General features: G+C 36.3%; 14 protein-coding genes. All 14 read left to right on the top strand.

Annotated features, from left to right (window positions below; genetic code table 11):
- Positions 1–114 precede the first annotated feature (114 nt).
- The 14 genes from metE to CVT14_RS00070 all read left to right on the top strand — a co-directional run bounded on the left by metE (position 115) and on the right by CVT14_RS00070 (position 15861).
- Complete coding sequence (metE, locus tag CVT14_RS00005) at positions 115–2388, top strand: 5-methyltetrahydropteroyltriglutamate--homocysteine S-methyltransferase (RefSeq protein ID WP_107849370.1); 2274 nt, start codon at positions 115–117, stop codon at positions 2386–2388.
- Between the two features lie 25 nt (positions 2389–2413).
- The gene (locus CVT14_RS00010) at positions 2414–2872 is read left to right on the top strand and encodes a hypothetical protein (RefSeq protein WP_035169741.1); all 459 of its coding nucleotides are present in this window, start codon (positions 2414–2416) and stop codon (positions 2870–2872) included.
- A 4-nt stretch (positions 2873–2876) separates the two neighbouring features.
- Entirely contained in the window at positions 2877–3761 is an 885-nt protein-coding gene (locus CVT14_RS00015; protein ID WP_107849371.1) for a methylenetetrahydrofolate reductase, read from the top strand.
- A gap of 97 nt (positions 3762–3858) precedes the next feature.
- Positions 3859–5229 (top strand): mannose-1-phosphate guanylyltransferase/mannose-6-phosphate isomerase, encoded by a 1371-nt coding sequence (locus CVT14_RS00020; protein WP_035169743.1) that lies wholly within the window; start codon positions 3859–3861, stop codon positions 5227–5229.
- A gap of 3 nt (positions 5230–5232) precedes the next feature.
- Complete coding sequence (gene gmd, locus CVT14_RS00025; RefSeq protein WP_021088705.1) at positions 5233–6375, top strand: GDP-mannose 4,6-dehydratase; 1143 nt, start codon at positions 5233–5235, stop codon at positions 6373–6375.
- Positions 6376–6378: 3 nt separating this feature from the next.
- The gene (locus CVT14_RS00030) at positions 6379–7425 is read left to right on the top strand and encodes a GDP-L-fucose synthase family protein (RefSeq protein ID WP_107849372.1); all 1047 of its coding nucleotides are present in this window, start codon (positions 6379–6381) and stop codon (positions 7423–7425) included.
- Positions 7418–9106, top strand: coding sequence for an ABC transporter ATP-binding protein (locus CVT14_RS00035; RefSeq protein WP_107849373.1), 1689 nt, complete (start codon positions 7418–7420; stop codon positions 9104–9106). The genes CVT14_RS00030 and CVT14_RS00035 overlap by 8 nt, the downstream gene beginning before the upstream one ends.
- Entirely contained in the window at positions 9103–10293 is a 1191-nt protein-coding gene (locus CVT14_RS00040; protein ID WP_107849374.1) for a UDP-N-acetylglucosamine 4,6-dehydratase, read from the top strand. Before CVT14_RS00035 ends, CVT14_RS00040 begins: the two co-directional genes overlap by 4 nt.
- Positions 10280–11431: a LegC family aminotransferase gene (locus tag CVT14_RS00045; RefSeq protein WP_107849375.1), complete on the top strand. Its 1152-nt coding sequence runs from the start codon at positions 10280–10282 to the stop codon at positions 11429–11431. Before CVT14_RS00040 ends, CVT14_RS00045 begins: the two co-directional genes overlap by 14 nt.
- A gap of 2 nt (positions 11432–11433) precedes the next feature.
- Positions 11434–12045, top strand: coding sequence for an acetyltransferase (locus tag CVT14_RS00050; RefSeq protein ID WP_021088795.1), 612 nt, complete (start codon positions 11434–11436; stop codon positions 12043–12045).
- A 33-nt stretch (positions 12046–12078) separates the two neighbouring features.
- Complete coding sequence (locus CVT14_RS00055; protein ID WP_107849376.1) at positions 12079–12906, top strand: glycosyltransferase; 828 nt, start codon at positions 12079–12081, stop codon at positions 12904–12906.
- Between the two features lie 12 nt (positions 12907–12918).
- Positions 12919–13980 (top strand): N-acetylneuraminate synthase family protein, encoded by a 1062-nt coding sequence (locus tag CVT14_RS00060; RefSeq protein ID WP_107849377.1) that lies wholly within the window; start codon positions 12919–12921, stop codon positions 13978–13980.
- A gap of 133 nt (positions 13981–14113) precedes the next feature.
- On the top strand, positions 14114–15160 hold the full coding sequence (locus CVT14_RS00065; RefSeq protein ID WP_107849378.1) for a nucleotidyltransferase family protein: 1047 nt from the start codon (positions 14114–14116) through the stop codon (positions 15158–15160).
- Positions 15160–15861 carry a cytidylyltransferase domain-containing protein gene (locus tag CVT14_RS00070; protein WP_021088703.1) on the top strand — a complete coding sequence of 234 codons (702 nt, stop codon included), beginning with the start codon at positions 15160–15162 and terminating at the stop codon, positions 15859–15861. Before CVT14_RS00065 ends, CVT14_RS00070 begins: the two co-directional genes overlap by 1 nt.
- Positions 15862–15888 lie beyond the last annotated feature (27 nt).

Below are 15888 nucleotides of genomic sequence, written 5' to 3' on the forward strand. Positions count from 1 at the left end.
CCCCAAACCCCCACCTACCCCACTGCACGTTCAAGGTTGCTGCGCCTTGCGCAGTTTTATAGTAGTCCGCAGAGCGAATTTTCGTCTGCAAATTTAAATTTATAAAGGATAAAAATGATAAAAAGTTATGTTTTAGGTTTTCCAAGAATCGGAGAGAAAAGAGAGTTAAAGCGCGCATTAGAGGGCTTTTGGGCTGGTAAAGAGGGCTTTAGCGAAGAAAATTTGCAAGAGACTGCAAAGACGCTTCGCCAAAGACACTGGAAATATCAGCAAGACGCTGGCATTTCGGCTATTAGCGTTAATGATTTTTCATTTTACGACCTAATGCTTGATAACATCATCGCTTTTGGCGCTACACCTCCAAGATTTGCAAATTTAAGCGGTTTGGAGCAATATTTTGCTTGCTCAAGAGGCAACAAAAATGGCGTTGCGATGGAGATGACAAAGTGGTTTAACACAAACTACCACTACATCGTGCCAGAGCTTAGCAGCGAGAGTAAATTTAGCCTAAAAGCGGATAAAATTTTAGCCGAGTACAAAGAGGCGAAGGCTAACGGCGTAAAAGGCAAGGTAAATTTGATCGGCCCTATCACGTTCTTGGCTCTTTCAAAGACGACTGACGGCAGCTGCCCATTTAAGCACCTTGACGCTCTTGTAGGCGAGTACAAAAAGCTACTTGAGCAAATTTCTAAGCTTGATGATGAAATTTTAGTGCAGTTTGACGAGCCGATCTTCGTAACTGACAAAAACGAAAGCGACCTTTTGCCACTTATCACAAAGGTTTATAACGAGCTAACAGGCGTTGCTAGCAACATCAAGATCGTGTTTGCGACATATTTTGAGCATGCGATCAAGGCAGTTAGCGAAGTGGCTAAAACTAAAATTTATGGTATCGCACTTGACTTCATCCACGGCAAGAGAAATTTCGAAGCACTTGAGACTATCAAAAATAGCCATTTAACGCTATTTGCTGGTGTGATCGACGGCAGAAATATCTGGAAAAGCAACATCGATGAGAAGGTAAAACTTGTAAGTGAAATTTCAGAGAAAATAGGCGGCAAAGACTTTTATATAGGCACTTCATGCTCACTTCTTCACGTGCCATACACTCTAAAATATGAAGAGAATTTAAACCCAGAGATCAAAAGCTGGCTAAGCTTTGCGGTTGAGAAGCTTGATGAGATCAAGATCATCACAAAACTAGCAAACGGCGAGAAGCTAAATGAGGCTGAGGCTAAAATTTACGAAGAGAACAAAAATGCTGTTAAAACTCGCGCCACTTCAAAGCTCATCCACTCTGAAAGCGTTCAAAATCGCGTTAAAAATTTAAGCAAATTTGAGCGTGATGAGAAATTTGAAGACCGCATCAAAATTCAACGCGAAACGCTAAAATACGGCATATTGCCAACGACAACGATAGGCAGCTTCCCTCAAACGGTTGATCTTCGCGTACTTCGCCAAAATTTCAAAAAAGGCGAGATCGGCGCGGCTGCTTATGAAGCAGGCATCAAAAAATACATCGATCACTGCGTGAAATTTCAAGAAGATATCGGCTTAGACGTGCTAGTACACGGCGAGCCAGAGAGAAACGACATGGTTGAGTACTTTGGCGAGCAGATCAGTGGATACGCATTTAGCCAAAATGGCTGGGTACAAAGTTACGGCAGCCGCTGCGTCAAGCCACCACTTCTCTTTGGTGACGTAAGTCGCCCAGAGCCGATGACAGTTAAGTGGATGAAATACGCTCAAAGCATCACAAAACACGTAATGAAGGGCATGCTAACGGGTCCTGTGACCATGCTAAACTGGAGCTTTGTGCGTGACGATCTTCCAAGAAGCGAGGTAGCAAAACAGCTTGCACTTTGTATCTATGACGAGATCGCAGACCTTCAAAATGCGGGCATTAGAGTGATCCAAGTCGATGAGGCAGCGTTTAAAGAGGGCTATCCGCTAAGAGCTGAAAATATCCCAGCTTATGAGAAATTTGCGGTTGATTGCTTCAAGCTTTCAGTAAGCTCAGCCGAGGCAAAAACTCAGATCCACACACATATGTGCTACTCTGAATTTAACGACATCATCAAGACCATCGAAGCTATGGACGCCGATGTTATCAGTATCGAGACTGCAAGAAGTGGCAACGAGCTACTTAAAATTTTCAAAGCCGTTGGCTACAAACAAGAGGTCGGACCTGGCGTTTATGACATCCACAGCCCACGTGTGCCAAGTGTCGAGGAGATCGTCGCTCAGATCAAAGCTCTGCTTGAGGTGTTACCAAAAGAGCAACTCTGGATCAACCCAGATTGTGGCCTAAAAACTAGAAAATGGGAAGAGGTCGAGCCAAGTCTTAAAAACATGGTAGAAGCCGTCAAGATCGTAAGAGGTCTATAAAATTTAATTAAAAAGGATTTGAAAAATGAAAAGGATTTTTCTATTTGTAATATTAGTTATATTTGCGTCCGGATGTAGCTCTGGACGCCACTCTATACCACTCAACAAAGGTGCGTACAAGCAAACAAATATCTATAGTATCAGTGAGGCTTTAAATTTAGAAGCTGCCAAAAAAGAGCTAGCAGGCTTTGAAAATGTGAGGCTTGAATTTGGCTCAAACGACCAAAATAAAAGCGTAATAAAGGCAAATGTAAAGGTTCAAAGATTTATCACTGATAGCGGAGATATAAAGGGCTATTGCCAAGAGGCTTTTGTCGCTGTCATAAAAAGATATATGATAGCTGCTAAAAAGCAAAATGCCGACGTGGCAAATATCGTAAGCTTTTGGCGAGCCGACGCAAAATACCTAAAAGACGAGTTTGTCTGCATGTCGTCAAAAAGTTCTGTTGGCGTGGTGATGAGGGCTGATCTAGTTCAAAAGTGAGAAAATGCTAAAAGAGAAAATTTTAAATAAAGAAAAAGGGCTCGTGCTATATGGACTTACTCCGCCAAAGGCTGAATTTGAAGAGGCAAAGCTGCGTGAGATCTCAGAGCGCTGGAGCGGGCGGATAAATGATATCAAGGCCGACGGGCTCGTGCTTTACGAGGTGCAAGACGAGAGCGAGAGAAATGATAGCGAGAGGACATTTGAGTTTAGTGGGACGCTAAGCCCAGAAATTTACTACAAAAAGTACCTAAACGTTGCAACGCCTAGTATATTTTACCGCGTGGCTAGCGGATACGGCGAGGATGAATTTCGCGCAGCACTTAAGGCTCAAAGCTCAAATTTAAACGTGCTAGTGGGGGCAACTTCTAGCACGCAAAAAGTGAGGCTAAATTTAGCTCGCGCTTACGAGATCGCTAGCGAATTTAAAGAGTTAGTAGTGGGTGGTGTCTGTATCGCAGAGCGTCACGGCAAAAAGGGCGATGAGCCACAAAGGATGCGTGAAAAGATCACAGCTGGGGCTAAATTTTTCATATCGCAAGCGATATTTGACGCACAGCTAGCGCGTAAATTTTTAGAGGATTGCGCGGCTGCAAAGATAAGCGAGCCGATATTTCTTACATTTAGCACAGCGGGCAATGCAAAAACGCTTGAATTTATCAAATGGCTCGGAGTGAGCGTGCCAAGCTCGGTAGAAGAGAGGCTAAATTTAAGCTCTGACTACCTAGCTAGTAGCTGCGAGATCATCAAAGAAATTTGGTGCGAGCTAAAGAAATTTGGCGATGAAAATGGGCTAAATTTAAGCATGAATATAGAAAGTGTCATGGCAAAACGCGCCGAGATTGAAGCGAGCCTGGAGCTAACACACAAGATGAGAGTGTTATTATGATCTAGTGAGCGAAGATCATCAAATTTATCTATTTAAAAGTGAGTTTTTGGTTTAATTAAATAAAATTTTTAATATTAATTTAAAGTTGAAATAAATTATGACTAATATATTATTATGCGGTGGTTCTGGTACGCGACTATGGCCTATTAGTAGGACTTTGATGCCAAAACAATTTATTAAATTATTTGATGATAGGTCTCTTTTTCAGCTAACAGCACTGCGAAATAGTGAAATTTGTGATAGGACATTTGTTATAACAAATATTGATCATTACTACTTAGCAATGGATCAGATAGAAAATTTAAATATCACAAATTTCAAATATCTGCTTGAGCCAGTTGGTAGAAATACTGCTCCAGCGATCACATTGGCTTGCCTCGCACTTGATCCAAATGAAGTGGTTTTAGTAACGCCATCGGATCATTTGATAAAGGATGCTAAAGAGTATCAAAAGAGCGTAAAGGTAGCAAAAGAGCTGGCTGAACAAAATTTTTTAGTTACTTTTGGCATAAAACCAAGTTCGCCTGAGACTGGATTTGGCTATATTGAGAGTTTTAGTGGTGATGTAAAGGCTTTTTATGAAAAGCCAGACTATGAAAGGGCAGTTAAATTTCTAAAAGATCAGAATTTCTACTGGAATTCAGGCATGTTTGTCTTTAAGGCAGGTGTTTTTTTGGATCAGATGAAAATTTTCGCCCCTGAGATACTTGAAGCATGTAAGCTAGCTTTCAATAACGCAAAAAAAGATGAATTTGATATTAAAATAGACACTACCGATATGCAAAATATCCCACAAAACAGCATAGATTATGCTGTGATGGAAAAATCAGATATTGTAAAAATGGTAGCACTAGATGCATCTTGGAGCGATCTTGGAAGCTTTGATAGTTTGGATGAGCAGCTACCAAAAGATACCAATGGCAATACAATAAATAGTGATCTAGTACAGATAAATTCTCACAATAATCTAATCCTATCTAGTGGCAAAAAAATAGCCTTGATAGACGTTGATGATCTAACTGTGGTTGATACAAAAGATGCTCTTTTAATATCTAAAAAGTCCTCTAGCCAAAAAGTAAAAAATGTTGTGGAAATTTTAAAAGAGGAGAGCTCTGAGCTTTGCAATGCTCATCTTACTACGAACAGACCATGGGGAAACTACACTGTTCTTGAAAATCAAGATGGCTATAAGATAAAAATAATAGAGGTAAAGCCTGGTAAAAGGCTATCTTTGCAAAAGCATTTTCATAGAAATGAGCACTGGATAGTACTATCAGGTAGTGCCACAGTAACGATTGGCGAGACAACTAGACTTGTTTGTCCTAATGAGTCTATCTATATAAAAATGGGTGAAGTTCATAGGCTATCTAATGAAGGCAAGATCCCTGTGGTTTTAATAGAAGCTCAAGTCGGCGAATATACAGGCGAAGATGATATAATTCGCCTAGATGATGATTTTAAAAGGTGATTTATGGATAAAAAAGTAGCGTTAATAACTGGTATAACTGGCCAAGATGGATCGTATCTGGCAGAATTTTTACTAAAAAAAGGTTATATAGTCCATGGCATAAAAAGGCGAACAAGTCTTTTTAATACAGATAGGATAGATCATCTTTATCAAGATCCACATGTTGATAATAGAAACTTTTTCTTGCACTATGGCGATATGACGGACTCTATGAATTTAACAAGGATCATCCAAGAGGTGCAGCCATATGAAATTTACAACCTAGCTGCCATGAGTCACGTGCATGTAAGTTTTGAGACTCCAGAATATGTCGCAAATGCTGATGGTACAGGCACTCTTAGACTACTTGAAGCTATAAGGATACTAGGGCTTGAGAAAAAGACTAAGATTTATCAGGCATCTACCTCTGAGCTTTACGGAAAAGTGCAAGAGACACCGCAGAGCGAGACTACGCCGTTTTATCCAAGAAGCCCTTATGCAGTCGCAAAGATGTATGCGTACTGGATAACGGTTAATTATAGAGAGGCTTATGGTATTTTTGCTTGTAATGGTATATTGTTTAATCACGAATCACCAGTTAGAGGCGAGACATTCGTAACTAGAAAGATCACAAGGGCAGCTAGTAAGATAGCGCTTGGACTTCAAGACAAGCTTTATCTTGGAAATTTAGACGCTAAAAGAGACTGGGGTCATGCAAAAGACTATGTGAAGATGATGTGGATGATACTGCAAGCCCCACAGCCAGAAGACTGGGTGATAGCAACTGGACAAACGACAGCGGTTAGAGATTTTGTAAAATTTGCATTTGCCTATGCTGGTATAAATTTGAGATTTGAAGGGGCTGGTGTAGACGAGGTAGGAGTCGTGGACTCACTAAATTTTGAAAAGGCAAAAGAGTTAAACTTAAATTTATCTCATTTAAGTGTTGGTCAAACTGTGGTTTGTGTGGATCCAAGATACTTTAGACCAACAGAGGTTGATTTGCTACTTGGGGATCCTAGTAAGGCAGAGAAAAAACTAGGCTGGAAGAGAGAATTTAATCTTCAAGATCTAGTGAATGATATGATGAAATCAGACTTAAAGCTCATGACAAAAGACGTCTATCTAAAAGATGGTGGATATGAGATAATGAGCTATTTTGAGTAAAAAATGGATAAAAATAGCAAAATTTATGTAGCAGGACATAAGGGGCTGGTGGGTTCTGCTATAGTGAGAAATTTAAAATCAAAAGGCTATGAAAATATAATCACAAGAACTCATAGCGAGCTTGATCTAATGGATCAAAAAGCTGTTTATGAGTTTTTTGAAAAAGAAAAGCCCGAGTATGTAGTACTAGCTGCTGCAAAGGTCGGCGGAATAGTGGCTAATAGTACGTATAGGGCTGATTTTATATATGAAAATTTACAAATTCAAAATAATGTGATCCATCAAAGCTATGTGCATAAGGTAAAAAAACTATTATTTCTGGGAAGTACTTGCATATATCCTAAAGATGCTCCACAGCCAATGAGCGAGGAGGTGCTTTTGGCATCTCCACTTGAATACACAAATGAGCCATACGCGATTGCTAAAATAGCTGGCATGAAAATGTGTGAGAGCTATAATCTGCAATATGGTACAAATTTCATATCTGTAATGCCTACAAATTTGTATGGTCCAAATGATAACTTTAATCTAGAAACCTCGCATGTATTGCCAGCACTTATAAGAAAGATACACCTAGCAAGGCTTTTAAGCGAAGAAAAATTTGACGAAGCGATAAAAGATCTAAAAGCAAGAAATATAAATGAAGCTATGACTTATCTTAATAAATTTGGTATTTCAAAAGATAGAGTAGAAATTTGGGGCACAGGAGAGCCTAGACGAGAGTTTCTACACTCAGAAGATATGGCTGATGCTTGTGTGTTTTTACTGGAGAATAGAGACTTTAAAGATACTTATGACAAAAATAGCAAAGAGATAAGAAATACACATATAAATATAGGCACAGGCAAAGATATCTCGATAAATGAGCTAGCAAATTTGGTTAAAAATATAATTGGCTTTAAAGGTGAGCTATACTTTAATGATAGTAGGCCCGATGGAACGATGCTAAAACTAACGGACCCGTCTAAGCTCCACTCTCTTGGCTGGAGGCATAAAGTAGAGCTTGAAGATGGGATAAAAACACTTTATGAGTGGTATTTAAATGACTAATCTAAAAAAGCTATTAGCAATAACAACACGACAAGAAAAGAAAAATTTTATAATTTTGATTTTTATGAGTATTTTTTTGTCGATCATTGAAACTGTTGGAATATCTGCTATTATGCCATTTATCACTTTGGCATCAGATCCATCAAAAATAGTTAGCAACAAATACTCAAAAATGGTTTATGATTTTTTTGAATTTTCTACCACTACAAATTTTATGATATTTTTTGGACTTTTTTTAATAAGCTTTTATATTTTTAGAGCCATTTATTCGATATTTTATAATTATATACTTAATAAATTTGCGTTTGGGAGATTTCACGCTTTTGCCTTTAGACTCTTTAAAAACTATACAAATTTACCGTATAAAAGATTTGTAAAAAGAAATAGTGCTGAACTAATAAAGACTATCGTAAATGAAGCTTCAAATCTTTCTTTCTATATGCAAAGCTTGCTTTTGATGTTCTCGGAGTTTTTTACTGTAGTATTGCTGTATGCCTTATTGCTTTTAATGGATTGGAAAATGACTCTAGTTTTAACTATTCTTTTGGGGGCAAAAGTATTGTTTTTACTGTTTTTTCTAAAAAAAAGAATAGAAAAAGAAGGTACAAGAAGATCAACAATGCAATCAAAATTTTATAAAATTTTAAATGAAACATTTGGTAATTTTAAGATTATAAAACTTATACAAAATGAAGAAAAACTTTATAGTGAATTTTTAAGCACAAGCCATGGTTATGCTAAGGCTAATATTGTAAGCAATACCTTAAATCAACTACCTAGACTCTCTCTAGAAACGATTGGTTTTAGCGTTCTTATAGGAATTGTTGTCTATGTTCTTTTTAAATATAACGATGCAAGCTTTGTTTTGCCAATTATTTCTATGTATGCCCTAGCTTTATACAGAATTCTTCCCGCTTTAAATAGAATACTTTCTAACTATAATGCTCTTTTATTTTTATCCAGCTCTCTTGATATTGTATATAGTGATCTTAGCTATACTCCGCAAACAGAAGGTAAAGATTTTATAGATTTTAAAAACAAAATAGAATTAACAAATGTAAGCTTTGAGTATAATAAAAATAAAAAGGTTCTAGAAAACATCAACATAATTATAAATAAAGGCGATAAAGTTGCTTTTGTGGGAGAGAGTGGAAGCGGAAAGTCTACTCTAGTTGATTTGATTATTGGATTATATAAGCCACTTAGTGGTGAAATAGTTATAGATGATAAGAAATTAACCACTGATAATGTAAAATCTTATAGGTCAAAAGTAGGCTATATACCACAATCAATATACCTTTTTGATGGCACGGTTGGAGAAAATGTGGCCTTTGGCTACGAATACAATAAAGAAAAAATTATAGAAGTTCTAAAAAAGGCCAATATATATGATTTCTTATCTTCTAAAGAAGGAATAGATACTTTGGTTGGGGATGGTGGAATACAGTTAAGTGGTGGGCAAAAACAAAGAATAGGAATAGCTAGAGCTCTATATAGTGACCCAGAAATTTTAGTACTAGATGAAGCAACAAGTGCTTTAGATAATGAAACAGAAGCAAAAATAATGGATGAGATATACGAAACAAGTCAAGATAAGACATTGCTAATCATTGCACACAGATTAAGCACAATTGAAAGATGCGATAGAAAAATAATGCTATCTAATGGAAAAATAATATGAATAATATCTTAAGCTTAATAGGACGTACGAAAAACCTCTTTGAAGATGATATAAAAGCGCTTGATAAAGACCTAAAAGAGATAGTTTCAAGCTCAAGCTTTTTAGTTATCGGTGGGGCAGGATCTATAGGCTCTGCCGTGACAAAAGAGATCTTTATAAGAGACCCTAAAAAACTCTATGTCGTTGATATCTCTGAAAACAACCTTGTTGAGCTAGTGCGTGACATAAGAAGTGAGTTTGGATATATAAGTGGGGACTTTAAAACTTTTGCCATAGATGTTGCAAGTGCCGAATTTGACGCACTTTTAGCGCAAAGTGGTGGATTTGACTACGTGTTAAATTTATCAGCGCTAAAGCACGTTAGAAGCGAAAAAGACCCATTTACACTTATGAGAATGCTTGAAACAAATATCTTTAACACCGACAAAACACTGGCTCAAGCTATGTGTATGAAGTCAAAAAAATATTTCTGCGTCAGCACCGACAAGGCCGCAAACCCTGTAAATTTAATGGGAGCTAGCAAGCGCATCATGGAGATGTTTGCGTTTAGGCACTCTTTAGAGGTCGACGTCTCGATGGCTAGGTTTGCAAACGTAGCATTTAGCGACGGCTCGCTTCTTTTTGGCTTTCAAAAACGCATAGAAAAGTCTCAGCCCATAGTCGCTCCAAACGATGTCAGGCGCTACTTTTTAACGCCAAAAGAGAGCGGTGAACTCTGCCTTTTAAGCACTATTTTTGGCGACAATAGAGATATATTTTTCCCAAAACTAGATGAAAATTTAGACCTCATAACATTTAGTGAGATAGCCAAACGGTACTTAGCAAATTTAGGCTATGAGCCATTTTTGTGTGAAAATGAGGAGGAGGCTAGAAAGCTTGCAAAAGTGCTTCCAAAAGATGGCTTTTACCCTTGTCTTTTTGCACCTAGCGACACGACTGGAGAGAAGGATTATGAGGAGTTTTTCGTTGATGGCGAGAAGCTTGATATGCAAAGACTTCAAAATATCGGCATAGTTAAAAATGATGCAAATTTTGAAAGCAAAAAGCTAGAAATTTTCAAAAATAATATCTTAAATTTAAAATCAAGCTTAGCATGGAGCAAAGAGGAGATTTTGCGCGAAGTTTTCGAGCTCATACCAAATTTTATGCATAAAGAAACAGGAAAGTATCTCGATGAAAAAATGTGATTTTGACGAGGTTTTAAAATTTATAAAAAGCACCTTTGGCAAGGACAAAGTCCCGCTTCACGAGCCTAAATTTATAGGCAATGAGAAAAAATATCTACTTGAGTGCATAGACTCTAGCTTTGTCTCAAGTGTCGGTAAATTTGTCGATGAGTTTGAGAGCAAGTTAGCTCAAATGGTCGGTGCTAAATTTGCGGTTGCCACGACAAATGGCACCTCTGCGCTTCACATCTGCCTAAAGCTAGCTGGCGTAGAGCAAAATGACGAGGTGATCACCCAGCCAGTTACTTTTATAGCCACTTGCAACGCCATTAGCTACCTTTTTGCAAAGCCAGTTTTTGTGGACGTTGATCTTGATACGCTTGGCATGTCGCCAGCGTCACTTAGCGCGTTTTTGGAGAAAAACTGCGAGCTAAAAGGCGGCAAATGTGTAAATAAAACTAGCGGCAGGATAGTGCGAGCCTGCGTGCCTATGCACACTTTTGGACTGCCTTGCAAGATAGATGAGATAGCTGAAATTTGCAAGCATTGGAACGTCGCTTTGGTGGAGGACTGTGCCGAGAGCCTTGGTAGCTACTATAAAGGCACTCATACAGGGAATTTTGGCAAGCTTGCAGCGATGAGCTTTAATGGCAATAAGATCGTCACAAGTGGAGGTGGCGGAGCTATCATCACAAACGACGAGGAGATAGCAAAGCACGCTAAATTTATCACCACAACGGCCAAGGTGCCACATCCTTTTGAGTATCGCCACAGCGAGATCGGCTACAACTACCGCTTGCCAAATTTAAACGCGGCCCTGCTTGTAGCGCAGCTTGAAAATTTGGAGCTATTTTTAAAGAGCAAACGCGAACTTGCTATGATCTATAAAGAGTATTTTTCTAAATTTGATGATGTGAAATTTATAGATGAGCCGGTGGATGCTAGGTCGAATTTTTGGCTAAATGCGGTGCTTTTTGAAAGCCGTGAAAAGCGAGATGAGTTTTTGAAATTTAGCAATGAAAATGGCGTTTTTACGCGCCCTATCTGGCAGCTTATGAATGAGCTTGATATGTTTAAAGACTGCCAAATAGATGAGCTAAAAAATGCTAAATTTCTAAGCGACAGGATAGTAAATATCCCAAGCAGCGCAAGAGTTTAGCCATGCAAGATATAGTTTTGGTAGGTGGCGGTGGGCACTGCAAAAGTGTGATAGATATCATCGAGAGCGAAGCTAAATTTAATATAATTGGTATCATAGATACGGCAGAAAATATTGGCAAAAAGGTGCTTGGCTATGAGATCATCGGTAGCGATGATGATCTGGCTGAGGTTTTTACATCATGCAAAAATGCTGTGGTGACGGTTGGGCAGATAAAAAGCAGTGGGCCTAGAAAAAGGCTGTTTGCGCTACTAAAAGAGATAGGTTTTATACTTCCAACCATAGTCTCGCCACTTGCATATCTCTCAAAGCATGCAAGTGTAGGTGAGGGAAGCGTGGTGATGCATCATGCCTTGATCAACGCTGGTGCAAGTGTCGGCAAAAACTGTATCATAAATACAAAGGCACTTGTTGAACATGACGCAACTATCGGCGATCATTGCCATATCTCAACAGCAAGTGTGGTAAATGGCGGTGTTGTCGTGCAAGATGGGACATTCTTTGGTAGCAATGCAACTAGCAAAGAGTATATAGTGATAGGTAAAAATTCTATCATAGGTGGCGGAACTAGCGTGATGAGAAGCTTGGAGAAAAACGCTTTTATAAAGGCGTAAAACTAGCATTTTAAAGGAAATTTGTAGTTTTTGATGGTGGATAAAAAATTCAATGAAAAAAAGAAAATAGCATTTTTAACAACCATTTTCCCCATGGAAAAATCATACTTAGTTGATTTTTTTGATTCACTATTAAAGCAAACATTTAAAAAAGTTGATATTATAGTTGTCAATGATGGTTTTAGTAATTTTGATGATATCGCAAAACAATATAGCAGTGACCTCAATATTATTGAGCTAAAATATCTAAACACTCCAGCAAAAAATAGAGAATATGGGATAAATTATTGTATAGAAAAAGGCTATGATGTATTGGTCTTTGGAGATAGCGATGATTGTTTTAAAGAAAATCGCATAGAGAAATCACTTGAGTTACTGGAAGACAATGAAGTAGTAGTAAATGATTTGACTCTTTTTGATGAAAATGGTATTTATGAAGAAAAATATTTATCAAACAGGCTTAGAAATAGGCAAATTATTGATTTTGAGTTTATAAAGGATAAGAATATATTTGGGCTTTCAAATACTGCAATTAGATTAAATGGCTTAGATAAATTTAATATAGACAAAGATTTAATCGCAGTAGATTGGTATATTTTTTCAATCATACTTTTAAAAAATAAAAGAGCAGTTTTTACAAGTGAAACGGTTAGTTACTATAGACAGTACGGTGAAAATACTATCGGTTTAAAAAAAATAAATGAAGAAGCTTTTAATAAAATTTTATTTGTAAGAAAACAACAATATGATAATTTAAATAAATTTAATTACATTTCTGATTTAATGTTTGATAGATTGGATTATATTAAATTTTGTAATTTAAAAAATATAAAGTACCCACTATGGTGGGAGTTAGCTTAAGGAGAGAATAGTATGAGAGTAAGATTAACAAAAACTAAAGAAGTTTATAATTTTTGTAAACCATACATAATTGCTGAATTGGGTTCTAACCATAATGGAAATATGGATTTGGCTAAAAAATTGATAGTTGAAGCAAAAGGAGCAGGTGCTGATTGCGTAAAATTTCAAAGTTGGTCAAAAGATACCATATTTAGTAAAAAAAAATATGAGGACAATTTTTTTATTGCTGATGACTATAGAAATAGAACAGATTATACTCTTGAAGAAATAGTAGATGCTTATTCGATAAGCGAAGAAGAGCTTTTGGAAATGAAAAAATTTGCAGACGAAATAGGTATTGATTGTACATCTACACCATTTAGTAAAAAAGAGGCTGATTTTTTGATAGATAAATTGGACAGTCCATTTATAAAAGTTGCCTCAATGGACTTAAACAATTATCCATTTTTGGAGTATCTGGCTAAAAAAAATAGACCTATTGTTTTAGCAACTGGTCTTAGTGAGCTTTACGAGATTGATAAGGCAATCAAAACTATAGAAAATACTGGAAATAAAAATATTGTAATACTGCACTGTGTTTCAACTTACCCTCCGGTTGATAAAGATGTAAATTTGAATAATATACGAACATTAATGCAAGCTTATCCTGATTATCCAATAGGATTTTCTGATCATACTTTAGGAATTGCGATACCTTTGGCATCCGTAGCATTGGGGGTTTGTTTAATAGAAAAGCATTTTACATTGGACAAAGATATGGAAGGATGGGATCATAAGGTTTCAGCCGATAAAGATGAAATGAAAATTATAGTAGATGGCTCCAAGAGAATAAACGAATCTATGGGTTCTTTTAGGATTACTGCAACAGAATCAGACGAAAGGAAACAGGAATTTAGAAGAAGTATAGTTTTAACAAGAGATATGAAAAAGGGAGAAATTATTAAGTATTGTGATATAGACTATAAAAGGCCTGGAATAGGAATAAAACCAGAGATGAGTGAATTTATAATAGGAAGAACACTAAATAAAGATCTAAAATATGATCATATACTAACAAAAGAGGATATACTATAACATTCCGAATATAGAGTTATAATTGATACAGTAGGAAATAGCCATGTATGATCACATAGATAAAAATTAGAAATTATTGTTGCTAGTAATTTTAAGTTCTGGCTTATGGATATATTTTACTAAAGGAAAATTTGTGAGAAGTATAGAGATTATAAAGTTAAAGCAGAATGCCACAATTAGGCAAGCTTTAGAGATTATAGATAAGGGTTCTATGCAAATCGCATTAGTGGTTGATGAGAAAAATAAACTTCTTGGGACGATAACTGATGGTGATATAAGAAGAGGAATATTGAGAGGATTGGATATAAACAGTTCTATTGAGACGATTATTTATAAAAAACCAGCTGTGGCAAAGATTAATAATACAAAAGAAGAAATCCTAAGGATTGCTCTTAAAAGAAAACTTCATCAAATACCTATCGTAGATGATGATGGAGTGATTTTAGATTTAAAAGAAATAGAAGAGCTTATTGAACCAAAAATTAGAACAAATAAGGTTATCTTAATGGTAGGAGGTCTTGGTACTAGACTCAGACCACTTACAAAAGATACGCCAAAGCCGATGTTAAAAGTCGGAAATAAACCAATCCTTCAAACGATAGTCGAGAAATTCGCAGAGTATGGCTTTGTAAATATCACAATGTGCGTAAATTTTAATGCAAGCATTATTAGAGACTATTTTAGTGATGGAAAAGAATTTGGCGTAAATATCGACTATGTTTTAGAGCAAAAAAGGATGGGCACAGCAGGGGCATTGAGCTTACTAAAAGAGCGCCCAAGTGAACCATTTTTCGTAATGAACGGCGATCTTCTTACAAATGTAAATTTCGAGCACATTTTTAACTATCACATGCTACATAAAGCCACAGCTACAATGTGCGTAAGAGAGTATGACTATGAGGTGCCTTATGGTGTGGTAAAGATGAATGATAATAAAATAATAGAGATCGTAGAAAAACCAGTACAAAGATTTTTTGTAAGTGCAGGTATTTATATGTTTTCACCTGAAATTTTTGATTTTATTCCTCAAAATGAGTTTTATGATATGCCAACTCTCTTTGAAGAACTAATAAAATTAAGCAAAAATATTGTATCATTTCCTATTAGAGAATATTGGCTTGATATAGGCAGAATTGAAGAATACCAAAGAGCAAATGAAGAATATAAAGAAGTTTTTTAATGTATAAAAATAATAACTTTTTGGCGATTGTACCAGCAAGAAGTGGTAGCAAGGGTTTGCCTGGAAAAAATATTAAAGAATTATGCGGAAAGCCAATGATTGCATACACTATAGAACAGGCTCTTAGATCAAAATATATTAACGATGTAATAATTTCCACAGATTCTGCAGACATAGAAAAAATTGCAGTCGAATATGGAGCAAAAAGTCATTTCTTAAGGCCCGGATACTTGGCAAGCGATAACGCAAAAGCCATTGATAATTACATATATACCATTGATAGATTAAATAAATACTTTGGATATAACATTGAAAATTTTGTATTGCTTCAACCCACATCACCATTAAGAAGTACAGAAGATATAGATGGTGCTATTGAGCTTTTTATAGAAAAAAAAGCAGATAGTGTAATTAGTTATACTGAAGAATATCACCCTATAGAATGGCATAAATATATCACAGCAGATGGAAAATTTGAAAATATATTTGAAGAAAGACTTCTAAATCGCCAAGAAATTAGAAAAAGCTATTTTCCAAATGGTGCAGTATTTGTTTTTGATTATAAGTTATTAAAACAAAATAAATACTATGGGGATAACTCGTACGCCTATATAATGCCAAGAGAACGCTCTATAGATATTGATACCATTGAAGACTTTAAGTATGCAGAATTTATAATGAATTCTATATATAATAAATAATTTATAGTTTTATAAGTAAAAATAAGT

This window comes from Campylobacter concisus (assembly GCF_003048445.1).
In the GTDB taxonomy this organism is placed as follows: Bacteria; Campylobacterota; Campylobacteria; order Campylobacterales; family Campylobacteraceae; genus Campylobacter_A; species Campylobacter_A concisus_BF.

Bases quoted from the DNA above. Each gene is read 5' to 3' on its own strand.
- CVT14_RS00035 (WP_107849373.1), top strand. From the start codon at position 7,418: ATGACTAATCTAAAAAAGCTATTAGCAATAACAACACGACAAGAAAAG.
- CVT14_RS00015 (WP_107849371.1), top strand. From the start codon at position 2,877: ATGCTAAAAGAGAAAATTTTAAATAAAGAAAAAGGGCTCGTGCTATAT.
- CVT14_RS00040 (WP_107849374.1), top strand. From the start codon at position 9,103: ATGAATAATATCTTAAGCTTAATAGGACGTACGAAAAACCTCTTTGAA.
- gmd (WP_021088705.1), top strand. From the start codon at position 5,233: ATGGATAAAAAAGTAGCGTTAATAACTGGTATAACTGGCCAAGATGGA.
- CVT14_RS00060 (WP_107849377.1), top strand. From the start codon at position 12,919: ATGAGAGTAAGATTAACAAAAACTAAAGAAGTTTATAATTTTTGTAAA.
- CVT14_RS00020 (WP_035169743.1), top strand. From the start codon at position 3,859: ATGACTAATATATTATTATGCGGTGGTTCTGGTACGCGACTATGGCCT.
- CVT14_RS00045 (WP_107849375.1), top strand. From the start codon at position 10,280: ATGAAAAAATGTGATTTTGACGAGGTTTTAAAATTTATAAAAAGCACC.
- metE (WP_107849370.1), top strand. From the start codon at position 115: ATGATAAAAAGTTATGTTTTAGGTTTTCCAAGAATCGGAGAGAAAAGA.
- CVT14_RS00010 (WP_035169741.1), top strand. From the start codon at position 2,414: ATGAAAAGGATTTTTCTATTTGTAATATTAGTTATATTTGCGTCCGGA.
- CVT14_RS00055 (WP_107849376.1), top strand. From the start codon at position 12,079: ATGGTGGATAAAAAATTCAATGAAAAAAAGAAAATAGCATTTTTAACA.
- CVT14_RS00050 (WP_021088795.1), top strand. From the start codon at position 11,434: ATGCAAGATATAGTTTTGGTAGGTGGCGGTGGGCACTGCAAAAGTGTG.
- CVT14_RS00070 (WP_021088703.1), top strand. From the start codon at position 15,160: ATGTATAAAAATAATAACTTTTTGGCGATTGTACCAGCAAGAAGTGGT.
- CVT14_RS00030 (WP_107849372.1), top strand. From the start codon at position 6,379: ATGGATAAAAATAGCAAAATTTATGTAGCAGGACATAAGGGGCTGGTG.